The following is a 12,004-nucleotide window of genomic DNA, read 5'->3' on the forward strand; positions in this document are numbered from 1 at the left end:
GCTTTAGCTTCGCGCGAGGCAAATGCTGTGGACATTTGCCATATCGCCCAAGTCGTTCTGTAATATGTATGTATTACTATTACATACAGCCCATTGCTTTATAAGTAAATCAGCCAGATCATACGATTTTTTTTAACTCAAAATCAAAGCACTCTGATCTCAAATAATTCGCTTGGATCGCATCTAGGTACGATAAAGTCCTTGTAAAACGTTACTGCTCACGGAATGAAAGCCAATAATCTTCGGTAAATTGAAGTAGATTTATTTGTAATGAAGAGGGTGGGATGAGCAAAAACAGTAGTTCTGACTCAGAAGAATTATCCGCACAACTACAAAAAATTGCAATTGTGGTACATGATGTGGCGCAAAGTTGTCAAGGAAATGTGACAGCTTTGTTGAAGTTGTTACGCCAACTGGAACAGTTGCATAGAGAAATTAGAGATAGTTCTTTTCAGGAGAGTTTACCGAACAACCGTCAGCAACTCTATGCACTGCTCAAGGATATTGAGTCAGAAGGTGGTTGGCCTTATATCGAACGGATGAGGCTGCAAGCCTTTTTACAAAATTTGTTACCGGAGGAGAATGATCACACGAGTGAATTAGAACCCTTTGATGAAGTCTTAGATAGCGATCGCCCCTGATAAGCTGTTAAGCATTTAATTTACACATTGAGGCCGCAGAGGGGCAGGTCTGTGCTGGGTGCAAGGGAGAGGGTTTACATCTTTTGCCAACATGAAAATGATGTAATTTAAATGACGATTAGCTTATAAGCCCCGAAAATGATTAGCATCTAGTAATTTTCGGGAACGCCATCACAAAGGGAGCGATCGCTAGGTGCGACGTTGTTGTTGTGTTTGAGATAATCATTGAGCCAATGACAACTACGAGATAGTAGATCATCCATATGCAAATTCCAGAGAATGATCGTATTGTCGTCACTAGCCGATGCTAATGTTTGACCATCGGGGCTAAAACTAACGCTTAAGACAGGGGATTGATGTCCGTTGAGGGTCTTAATTAATTTACCCTCACGGCTCCACAGCTTGACTGTACTATCCCAATTAGCAGAAGCCAGAATTTCTCCATTGGGGCTAAAAGTAACGGCGTTGACGCTATCACCATATCCCTTCAATAAGGTCTGTAATAGCGTCCCATCCCGTCGCCAGAGGCGGATTGTGTTGTCCCAACCAGCAGAAGCTAGTAATTGGTTATTTGGGCTAAAATTCACGCCTAAAACCCAACTGTCATGGGGGGCGAAAGTTTTGATGAAGGTGCCGTTGCGCTGCCAGAGTTTGACGGTTTTGTCATCGCTAGCAGAAGCTATCACCTGACCATCGGGACTAAAACTGACGCTGTTGATTCTGGCCTGATGTCCTTCTAGGGTTTTGAGTAAAATACCGTCACGAGTCCAAAGTTTGATGGTTTTGTCTCTACTAGCTGAAACTAACAACTCACCATCGGGACTAAAATTCACACTGAGTATGCCGTCACTGTGTCCTAGCAGGGTTTTCCATAAGGTTCCATCACGCCGCCACAGCTTGACTGTGTTGTCATAACTACCAGAAGCGATCATTTCCCCTTTGGGGTCAATGCTGACGCTATTGACTATGTCGGTGTGACCTACCAAAGTTTTGTAAATATTTGTTTCAGTTTGACCATTCACTACTTCTCGCCGCCAGAGTTTGACAGTGCGATCGCGGCTACCAGAAGCCAACATTTGACCGTCAGGACTCCAAGCAACGCTCAAAACTCGCCCTTCGTGACCTCGAAGAACTGGTAAGGTTGGTGATTCCAGACTCCATAGTCTGACGCTTTTGTCATAGCTACTAGATGCTAGGGTTCTGTTATCCGGGCTAAAAGCGACACTAACAACCGCATCACTGTGACCTTTCAAGGTTTTGATGAGAGTTCCTGCCTGACTCCAAAGGTTGATGGTATTGTCATCGCTAGCGGAGGCTAGCTTTGTACTGTCACTGCTAAAACTTAGACTCCAGACTGTGCTGCTATGTTGGGTTAAAGTTTTATATGGCTGAATATCTTTAATCTCTTGATTGGCGCGCTCAATTTGCCAAAGTTTGATGGTTTCGTCTCGACTAGCTGAAGCTAATAGTTCACCATTAGGGCTAAAAACTACCACTGTTACGCCCGATTCATGGGCTGGTAAAGTTTTCACCAGACTACCATCTCTGCGCCAGATTTTCACTGTTTTATCCTCACTGGCTGAGGCCATGAATTGACTATCAGGGCTAAAACTCACCCAATTAACTTTTTTGTTGTGTCCCTTGAGGGTTGTGACTAAGCTACCATCTCGTCGCCAGAGTTTGACAGTTTTGTCTTTACTAGCGGTAGCGATTAACTCCCCATCAGGGCTGAAGGTGACGTTATACACCCAATCTCCCACATTGGATAAGGTAAGGGCAGGTGTGGGGTCAAATTGCTCTGTAATTGGGTCTTTGCGCCAGATGAGAACAGTTTTATCCAGGCTAGAAGAAGCTAGACTTTGACCATCTGGGCTAAAGCTCACACTAGTTACCGGACTGCTATGACCGACAAGAGTTTGGCGTAAAGTTCCATCTGGTTGCCATAATTTGACTGTTTGGTCGGTGCTACCCGATGCTAATAATTTGCCATCAGGGCTAAATGTCACGCCCCAGACAATATCAGAGTGTCCTTCCAGGCGATTTAACTCTGTGACTCCATAGACTGCCTGTTGCAAGGCTGCGACAACGCGCATTTGAGTTTCTGGAAGAATACCTTGTGAATGTTTCAGTTTTCGCCAAGCCCGCATACTTTCTAGCAAAGCATCAAATTGCTGATTGGAAGTGTAAAGGGCTTCACTAGATGAGGCGATCGCACTAATTTGCAAGTTGGTTTCACTACGTTCAGCGCGGATTGTTTGCAGTTCTGCGGTTCTTCTTTGGATATCCGCTTGCCACCACAGAGCAGCTATTGTACTACCCATGACAGCTAACAACACCCCCGCAATCCGTGCTTCCCTTAACCGCCTTCGTAGAACCAAATTTAGCTGTTCTTGAGATACCTGTTGAGCGACTTCAGCTTGCTTTTTTTCAGATTTGACTTTTTCTAGTTCCGCTACTATGCCGTGATTATTTTTTTGGCGAATAGGTTCTACCAGATAATCATGTACTAATTGGTAGCGATCGCCTGTTTCGTCTCGCCAACGTAATACCAATCCAGAACCCACTAAAATTTCTAAGATTAATTCCCCAGAGGAATAAGTTTCTGTTGTTGGCTCACTATTATTTCTCAGGACTTTTGCCAAATCTATGTCAGTTTTGAGTGGACGTGTCCCTTTTTCATCTGTTAATTCAAATAATAATTGCCAACTTAAATTTTCATTCTCAGCACCGCAATCTTTAATAACTTCCTCTAACCACCGCCCCACTAATTTTTTTGAACCGCCACACAGGTTGTATTGTTGTAGGGTGGTAATATTTTCTGTCTGTAATTGCGCGCCCACTATTTGCAGTTCAATGGGATGTACTTCTCCTGTCTCTCCTGCTAAATCTTGGACTAATTTGTTGATTAATTCAGCACTCATTTCATAATGAGAGTTTTGTCTGAAGCTGCAAATAATGCCCAAAGCATCTTCAATAGAAAAATTTCCTAAATAATAACGAATATCTTTGTCGAGGATATTTTTATTGATGACACCCAAGTCATATAATTTTTCCTCATTATTTTTGCTAAATCGCTCAAATTCCAATAAACAATGTATATAATCTTCTCTTAAAGAAATAATAGTTTTAACATAAGGGATATTTAAGCATTCACTAAAAAAGCAATAAAAATTAATTCTTTGATCAGCACTATTCATAAAGAAGAATTCTTCAAACTGATCAAATATGAGAATGATTGTACAATTGCGCTCAACAGCCAGTCGGATTTTTTCTATCAGAATACTGGGCGTAAATTCCATAGCGATGGGAATATCTATTTGGGCAATAGCTTGATTAATCAAGTGACCTAAAGTTGTTACCCAATCTGTGTACCCAGATATAAAAACTGGTAAAGGAATCCGTTCACCAATCACTTTCCCTCTTAAAAAAGGCAGTAAACCCGCTTTCAGAAGGGAACTTTTACCCACTCCTGACGGGCCATGAATAATTGTCAGTTTATAATCAGCCCGTGTCAGTCTTTCAATTAATCTATTAATATCTTGCTGTCTACCAGATACAGATATTTCCTGGGCAATTTCTTCAGGAATGGATTCGATTTTTTGTGCGGCTAGTGCTTGATTGATTCTGTAGCGTTGCGGTTGTAACTGACTAGCACCGATGAAAGCGCGAAATCCATATTGGTGTTCTATTTGAATTTTTTCTTGCTTGAGTTTAAAGGCTTCTAGATAATCATGACGTTCGATGCAATAAAGCGATCGCAATTCTTCTAAAATTTCTAAATATAATGCAGGCTCATACTGTAATTCACAAACTACCTTCGCCCATTCTAGATTGCTAATGGCTTCTTCCCAATTACCTAAGTGCCATTGTGTCTTGGCTAAGATTAATAGATATCTACTTTCTTGAGGCTGAGAAATATCTGTAGCTTTTTCTGCGATCGCTAGGGATGTATTAGCTAATTCATGAGCTAATACCCAATTCGATTCTGTAATCGCCACTGTAGCTAAAAAACTATAATCTTGGGCAATTTGGGCGGCACTACCATATTTTTTATGTAATTTTAAGGCTTTTTGTGCTAGTTCTTTTAGTTCTTGCCAAGCTTGTAAATTTTGCAGGATTTCACAAGCAGCAATAATAAATTTGGCAGTTAAATCTTCCCTTTGTACTTCTGTCAATATCTCCAAACACTGTTGAAACCACGATAAAGCTCTTTGCCAATAACTAGTTTTATTCCCTCTGTGTAAATCTGCCATACGGCGATAGCAAAGACCTAAATGAAATGATATAGTCGCCTGCCATAATTCATGGATATGATTACACTTAAGAGTATTTAAATCTTTGATTTTTCTTAATTCTTGTTGCCATAAAGCTAGACTTTTTTGATAGTGAGATAAACTACTATTGATTTGATCATTAGCATATTTATCTCTGCCGAGGAAGAATTCTAGACTAGCTTCTAGTCCAGGTTCTAGTTTTACACTGTACAACCGCAATAAATCATTCCGGGCAGATTCAATTTCGTGGCGATGCTGAGATTTAGGGTCTAAATTTAAAGCGGTATTGGAGATAAATTTCTCAGCCCCAGTTTCTAAAATTTTGGCAAATAAAGATTCTGTTTCTTGTCGGATCAAGGCAACTAAATCTTCTTTAGCCATTTCAAACTTAATTGTAGTTGCTGCCCAACTTTTAAAGTCAGGTGCTAATTTGGAAAGCACTGAGGCAACTTCATCCTGTAACCACAAAATTAGAGGAAAAGAAAAACTGGCCGCATAGATATCTCGTGCTTGATTAATCCCAATAATTAAATCATCTAGGGCGACAACTGATTCTAAACCAAAAACCATCACGGCTGATGGTAAGGAATCTGTACCCACAGCAGGATGATCTAAAAATAATTCTGATGATATGGTCGTATGTAGAGAGTTAGTAGAAGATGAGAGATAGATTTCCCTGAGATTAATGTCTTGAGTGTGAGAGCGTAATTCGGTAAGCATTTGCTCTCGGAGATGACTATAATTACAACGGACTAAAATTAAGGCGAAGTGGCCTTGAGAGAGATTAATAGCCCTAATTAATCTCTGTAGTGAGTTCAAATTATTAGGTGTAATTTCTGTTGTCAATTGATATGATGTAGAAAGCATATTTTTTTAAAGAATTATAGATAATCAAAAAAAACACAAAATATATTTACTAAATGATATAAACACATAAAATATGTCTATCAAAAAATAAATTATTTTGCGGAATATTTCTAACTATTTCAAAAACATGATAATTCAAACATTAATAAAGTTTAAACTTATAAGTTTGAATTTTTATTGTTGAATTACTGAAGCTATTGTTGGCTTACTTAAGTTGTTGCCAAGCGACGACTTTTTCTGTTTCTGCTAAGGCTGGACTAATACCAAACCAACGGCCTCTAGGGTCGCGATATTCAAATAAGTACATACTTCTAAGTAAGCTTTGGTAGTCTGATTCACCTTTAACGCTCTGCTGTTGTACGACTTCAAATAATAATTCCCATTGACATTCATCAATAGCTAGGAGCAAATCATCACGATAGTCTTTAATCACAGCTTCTAAGCAGTCTCTAGAAAAGGGCGGATCTTGTCTTTGCAAGCAACTGTAAAGTAAACCCAGTAAATTACGTATGTGTCCACCACTGACGCGACATAAACGATCTAAAGTTTCGGAAGTATCAAATAACTCTGTAATGAATTTTTCTCTTTGTTCAGAGGGGAATTCTGGGAAGGCTCTAGCTAGAACTAATTGACGTAGCAAGGACATTCCTGGGTCATAATCACTACCATCTCTTTGTCGCACTAATACCATCGGTAAAACTTTGGGTGCGATACCTCCACCTAGACGATTTTTCAATGCTTCGTATTCATTGGAGAAAATTAACGCTAGTGGAATCGTGTAAACTACGTGACATTTTAGCCTTCTTAATTGTTCGCCTCTATCGATGAAGAGATATTCTGGTTGTGTGCGTCCAGAGGCCATAGGACGCATATCGACTCGATCTAAGTTGTCTACAATTACTACTAGTCCTTTTTGCCCCCGTAACTTCAGCTGTTCAGTAGCTTTTTCTAATATCTCTTCGTTAATTGCTTGCAAAATGCTGTTAGTACGAGGTTCGAGATATTGTCGGAGTTGATTACGTAGTTGAGTGCTGTCTTTGGTTTTGGCGGTAATTTTAGCAATACCCAAGGAAAATTCGGCTTCTCCAGATAGTTCTATGGGTGTTTGTAAAAAATCCCCTATTTCTTTGAATAAATTGGTGAAGTAACCGGCTTTCGGCTTGACTCCGATTGCTTCTAAGCTGACACTAACTTGACGAGCGACACTTAGTAAGATGTCACTGATGTCAATATCTGCCATATCTAAGTCTTGGCTAGACTCAAAATAAACTACGTGAAATCCTGCTAATTCTAGCTCTGCTTTGAGGCGTTGTAATTCTGTTGATTTGCCACAACCTATATGACCTGTAAATAATTGACAAGTAGGCTCATCAGGAGAAATCCGGCTGATGGTACGTTGTAGTTCTTCGACAATCTTGCATCCACGCACATCAGAAAAGTCTATATAGTATTGCCGATCTAACGTCACACCCATGTTTAAGGTGTAGCTAGGATTACAGGCTTTATAGAAGCGTGACAAATTTAGTTTATTTCCCATTTTGAAAATGTAGATGCTGTTTTCCGACTTCCTGGATTCTTATTATCGCTAAATATCAGAGTCTATTCCTATGTATTTATGCGTATTTTATTGTTTATTTGTCATAAAAGTTATAGCTACAAGTTTTGTTCTGACTCGGAAGTAGCTGGCGGTTAACAAGATTTTTATCACAACAACGTTGACAATAAATGATTGTTTTGTCTAACTAGAAGCTACTTAGCAGATGTTTGATGTCAAAACAAATTAATCAACATTTGAAGTCTCCACTGACTAGAGCGATCGCATCAATCAACCGCGCAGTACCTGCATTTTATAAGGGTTACTGTAAAGTGTTACTAGCAATCACACTAGTTTTCCAAGGAGCAACTATTTCATGGCAGTATTTATACTGAAGTACATCAATCATCCCCGTCTGACAATCCATCTAGACTGCAATCAACAATGAGGTATTAATGCCTGACATCGTATCGGTTTCTCAGAAAGATTTAGCTCAACGCCGTCAAAAATTACGCCGACAACGCCGAGTCCAAATTTTGCAAACAATTTGGCGGACTATTGCTATCAGTGGATTAGCTGGCGGTTTGCTGTGGGTGGCTGTTCAACCCACATGGGTACTTAAAACACCGAAACAAGTATTGATGCGCTCTGGTGATCAATCACTGTCACCAGAAGCAGTTCAAACACTCCTACCCTTGTCTTATCCCCAATCTTTGTGGCGAATTCAGCCTTCAGTGATTGCTGAATCTTTGAAGAAACAACCAACTATTGCACAAGCAACTGTTAGTCGTCGTCTTTTCCCTCCAGGATTAATTATTGAGATAGAAGAGAGAGTTCCCGTAGCTTTAGCACAAAAGACTAGAAATCAAGCAAACAATCAAAAGGAAAATACGGGTTTAATCGACACTAAAGGTATGTGGATACCTTTAGAAAAATATACTCTGATGAATCCGAATGAGACTTTACCTAGTCTCAAAGTGATTGGATTACCGGAACAATACGCCCAATACTGGAGCCAGCTATATACTTACGTTCGTCAAAGCTCCGTGAAAATTACGGAAATTGATTGCCAAGATCCCACAAACATCAAGTTGAAAACAGAAATAGGCAATGTTTATCTAGGTGCTTTTAGTCCCCAGTTACCTGAGCAAATTAGTTTACTAAATAGAATTAGAAACTTACCTAAAAAAGTTAATCCGAGTGACATAGAATATATTGACTTGACAAATCCTGAATCTCCCTTAGTACATATGATCCAAAAAAAGGCGGATGAATCTGCGAATTCTACTAATCCTTGATGCAGTCAGTCATTAACTGTTCTATAGCTGCTCTAGATATGATCCCTGATAGCGAAATTTCGTGATCAACAACAGTTATAGAACTAAATTATTGACGAAATCGGGAAATATACCCAATTGCGAAACCTATCAACTATATTATTAAGTCAGATCAAAAGTTCTGTACCTGCTTTTTGGCAGCTATGTGATCATCTAAAAACTTGACGGATGTATTATTTGTATTTTTATTAAGTGTATGTTGAATTGCCTAGATTTAACCCCTAAAACTAATCATCAGGGGATGACAGCCATTTATTCTCAGTGTTTAATTTTAGTCAATCATAAAAAAAAGCACAGCCCAGAAACCGTAGATAATACGGCAATTCAGATTAAAACCAATAAAGTGAATAGTAATATTGATGATCAATCCTTAACAAAGGAAGTGTATCGTCTATGCCAAGGATATACTATGCAAAATCAGCAATGTGGCAAAAATCTTGATGTCTTGCGGAAGTTATACAGATCAATTTTAGGTAAATATAGGTATACTTCTCTAGAATAATTAGCTGTGTGAGCAGCTGCCTTCATTGCTTATCCCATAGCAAAATGCAGCACTGACAATCCTGTTAAGGTGACGAGTAGAGACAACAATCTAATAGCATTGCCGTAAATTTAGGCAGTGTGTCACTATAGTTGATTTCTAGACAAATAACATCTGCATAAAGTCGTTTATCTACCTTTCTGAATCCAATGACACTTGATAATAACCAAGAGCTTACCTATAAAAACTCCCAATCGTTAGGGCAACCAGGTTTATCTCTAGCTGTTAACTCCTCTAACCCCTTTAATCACTCTGGGCTGAATTTTGGACAAAATCACGACAGCAAGAAGATTATCACAGAAGCTAGCAGAATCGGAGAGATTGTTCCAGGAAGAGTCGCCAATATTAAAGTCATAGGCGTAGGTGGTGGTGGTGGTAATGCGGTTAACCGCATGATTGAATCTGATGTTTCTGGGGTGGAGTTTTGGTCAATTAACACCGATGCTCAAGCTTTAACTCTAGCAGGCGCGCCTAGTCGCTTACAAATTGGACAAAAACTCACACGAGGATTAGGTGCAGGTGGTAATCCTGCTATTGGCCAAAAGGCGGCGGAGGAATCTAGAGATGAAATTGCTACCGCCTTAGAAGGAGCTGATTTAGTATTTATTACTGCGGGAATGGGAGGCGGTACAGGTACAGGTGCGGCTCCCATTGTTGCAGAAATAGCCAAGGAAATGGGTGCTTTGACTGTTGGTGTGGTGACACGTCCTTTCGTGTTTGAAGGTCGTCGCCGCACTACTCAAGCAGAACAAGGGATTGAAGGACTTAAAAGTCGGGTAGACACGCTGATTATTATCCCTAACAATAAACTTTTGGAAGTGATTCCAGAACAAACGCCAGTACAAGAAGCTTTCCGTTATGCAGACGATGTATTGCGTCAAGGTGTGCAGGGAATTTCCGATATCATTACTATTCCTGGGTTAGTTAACGTAGACTTTGCTGATGTGCGAGCTGTGATGGCTGATGCTGGCTCGGCGTTGATGGGAATTGGTGTGAGTTCTGGAAAATCGAGGGCGAGAGAAGCCGCGATCGCAGCTATTTCTTCACCACTGTTAGAATGCTCTATTGAAGGTGCAAGAGGTGTTGTATTTAACATCACTGGAGGTAGTGATTTAACTCTCCATGAAGTTAACGCCGCCGCCGAAACTATCTATGAAGTAGTTGACCCCAACGCTAATATTATTTTTGGTGCAGTGATTGATGACAGGTTACAAGGTGAGGTGAGAATTACCGTCATCGCCACCGGATTTACTGGGGAAGTACAAGCAGCACCTCAACAAACTACTGCTAATACACGCGTCACACCAATGACAAAACGCACTTCTCCCCAGCCACCGCCTACTACCCCTCCCGCCACCACTCCAGAACCTAAAGAAAAAACTGGTTTGGATATTCCTGAATTTCTCCAAAGACGACGACCGACAAAAAACTAGGGGGTTCTTAGATTTGAGATTATTAAAATTTATAGTCTTAGGTCAGGCTGAGTGCTATTGACTACTCTGCCACAATATATTTTGATTAGCACTCTGCACCAATTGGGAATGAAAAGCATTGATTCTGAGAATTTGCTAGCAGCAAACAGAATCATCCGCACAGTTACAATCTACAAGACAGGCGCAGTTGTGTATCTACCTTTTTGATGTGTATAACTCACAGTAGAAAATTAATGCAAAATTCAACATCAATCAAAAAAGTTAGATTGATGTTGAATCTTGATTGATCAAGGTGAAGTGCAGCTTTTGCAACACCAAAGGTAGATCAAGTCAAAAGCATAAGCGTAAATGTCAATTATTTTAGTTTTTTATTTTTGCAAAGTTTCTGCAATCCATTGAATGACTTGCTGTCCTAGTCGAGTACCATCAAGTCTGTCGATTTCGCGTACACCAGTAGGACTAGTGACATTGACTTCTGTTAAGTAACCACCAATCACATCAATACCGACAAAAATTAAGCCATCTTGGCGTAACTTATTAGCCACTTGCTGACAAATGTCATACTCCCTGGGGGTAATTGCTGTTGATGCGACTGTACCACCAGTTGCCATATTGTTGCGAAAATCGTTGCCACTCGATAATCGATTGAGTGCGCCAATAGGTTCTCCATTGAGCAGAATAATCCGCTTATCGCCGTCTTTAGCTTCTGGAAGATAGGTTTGTACCATTACAGGTAATCGCCCCTGTTGGGTGCTGAGTTCGACAATAGAGTTAAAATTGCGATCGCCTGATTGTAAAAATAAAATTCCTTCCCCAGCTTTGTTACCCAATGGTTTGATAATTGCTGCGCCCTTGGCTTCCACAAATTGCCGAATGAACTGCTTATCAGCACTCACAATAGTTTCGGGAATAGCATTGGTAAACTGGAGAGCATACATTTTTTCGTTGGCACTGCGGATACCACTAGGATTATTGATTACCAAAGTTTTAGTTTGGTTAATGTAATCCAAAACGTAGGTAGCGTAAAGGTAAGCATCATTTACCGGTGGATCTGTCCGCATAAATACAGCATCCATCGTTTCTAGAGAGATAAAAGAACGCTGGCCTAACTTATACCAAGGATTTGCTGCTATCCAGCGTCCTTCTACCAACTGGATGGGAACTAATTCCACCTGCTGCAAAATCGCCCAAGCTTTGCTTTCTACTACACTCAGCCAATTGGCTTGAGTTACCCAGACTTCATGACCTAAAATTTGTGCTGCTTCCATCAATGCAACACTGGTATCATGACAAGGGTCAAGCTGATGGATGGGGTCAATAATAAAAGCCAGTTTCACACTTTTTGCCTCAATTGCCAGAACATTCCCAGGATATTTA

The 12,004-nt window shown here is 40.1% G+C and carries 8 protein-coding genes; 5 read left to right on the forward strand and 3 right to left on the reverse strand.

Annotated features, from left to right (window positions below; translation table 11 throughout):
* Positions 1 to 284 precede the first annotated feature (284 nt).
* Complete coding sequence (locus tag CLI64_RS04395; RefSeq protein WP_103136080.1) at positions 285 to 641, forward strand: hypothetical protein; 357 nt, start codon at positions 285 to 287, stop codon at positions 639 to 641.
* A 149-nt stretch (positions 642 to 790) separates the two neighbouring features.
* Here CLI64_RS04395 and CLI64_RS04400 read toward each other — a convergent pair whose 3' ends face one another.
* Complete coding sequence (locus tag CLI64_RS04400; RefSeq protein ID WP_103136081.1) at positions 791 to 5,782, reverse strand: hypothetical protein; 4,992 nt, start codon at positions 5,780 to 5,782, stop codon at positions 791 to 793.
* 205 nt (positions 5,783 to 5,987) lie between these two features.
* On the reverse strand, positions 5,988 to 7,319 hold the full coding sequence (locus CLI64_RS04405; RefSeq protein ID WP_103136082.1) for an ATP-binding protein: 1,332 nt from the start codon (positions 7,317 to 7,319) through the stop codon (positions 5,988 to 5,990).
* Between the two features lie 230 nt (positions 7,320 to 7,549).
* Here CLI64_RS04405 and CLI64_RS30630 point away from each other — a divergent pair, with 230 nt between their 5' ends.
* The 4 genes from CLI64_RS30630 to ftsZ all read left to right on the forward strand — a co-directional run bounded on the left by CLI64_RS30630 (position 7,550) and on the right by ftsZ (position 10,627).
* Positions 7,550 to 7,711 (forward strand): hypothetical protein, encoded by a 162-nt coding sequence (locus tag CLI64_RS30630; RefSeq protein ID WP_157943188.1) that lies wholly within the window; start codon positions 7,550 to 7,552, stop codon positions 7,709 to 7,711.
* Between the two features lie 60 nt (positions 7,712 to 7,771).
* Positions 7,772 to 8,614 carry a cell division protein FtsQ/DivIB gene (locus tag CLI64_RS04410; RefSeq protein WP_103136083.1) on the forward strand — a complete coding sequence of 281 codons (843 nt, stop codon included), beginning with the start codon at positions 7,772 to 7,774 and terminating at the stop codon, positions 8,612 to 8,614.
* Between the two features lie 235 nt (positions 8,615 to 8,849).
* Positions 8,850 to 9,155: a hypothetical protein gene (locus CLI64_RS04415; RefSeq protein ID WP_103136084.1), complete on the forward strand. Its 306-nt coding sequence runs from the start codon at positions 8,850 to 8,852 to the stop codon at positions 9,153 to 9,155.
* Between the two features lie 188 nt (positions 9,156 to 9,343).
* Positions 9,344 to 10,627 carry a cell division protein FtsZ gene (gene ftsZ, locus CLI64_RS04420; protein ID WP_103136085.1) on the forward strand — a complete coding sequence of 428 codons (1,284 nt, stop codon included), beginning with the start codon at positions 9,344 to 9,346 and terminating at the stop codon, positions 10,625 to 10,627.
* 368 nt (positions 10,628 to 10,995) lie between these two features.
* Here ftsZ and gshB read toward each other — a convergent pair whose 3' ends face one another.
* Entirely contained in the window at positions 10,996 to 11,964 is a 969-nt protein-coding gene (gene gshB / locus CLI64_RS04425; RefSeq protein WP_103136086.1) for a glutathione synthase, read from the reverse strand.
* Positions 11,965 to 12,004: the final 40 nt, after the last annotated feature.

The sequence above is a fragment of the Nostoc sp. CENA543 genome, assembly GCF_002896875.1.
Lineage (GTDB): Bacteria > Cyanobacteriota > Cyanobacteriia > Cyanobacteriales > Nostocaceae > Trichormus.

What these genes read in the sequence shown, in the direction of transcription:
- CLI64_RS04395 (WP_103136080.1), top strand. Translation starts at nt 285, where the DNA reads ATGAGCAAAAACAGTAGTTCTGACTCAGAAGAATTATCCGCACAACTA.
- CLI64_RS04400 (WP_103136081.1), bottom strand. Translation starts at nt 5,782, where the DNA reads ATGCTTTCTACATCATATCAATTGACAACAGAAATTACACCTAATAAT.
- CLI64_RS04405 (WP_103136082.1), bottom strand. Translation starts at nt 7,319, where the DNA reads ATGGGAAATAAACTAAATTTGTCACGCTTCTATAAAGCCTGTAATCCT.
- CLI64_RS30630 (WP_157943188.1), top strand. Translation starts at nt 7,550, where the DNA reads ATGTCAAAACAAATTAATCAACATTTGAAGTCTCCACTGACTAGAGCG.
- CLI64_RS04410 (WP_103136083.1), top strand. Translation starts at nt 7,772, where the DNA reads ATGCCTGACATCGTATCGGTTTCTCAGAAAGATTTAGCTCAACGCCGT.
- CLI64_RS04415 (WP_103136084.1), top strand. Translation starts at nt 8,850, where the DNA reads ATGTTGAATTGCCTAGATTTAACCCCTAAAACTAATCATCAGGGGATG.
- ftsZ (WP_103136085.1), top strand. Translation starts at nt 9,344, where the DNA reads ATGACACTTGATAATAACCAAGAGCTTACCTATAAAAACTCCCAATCG.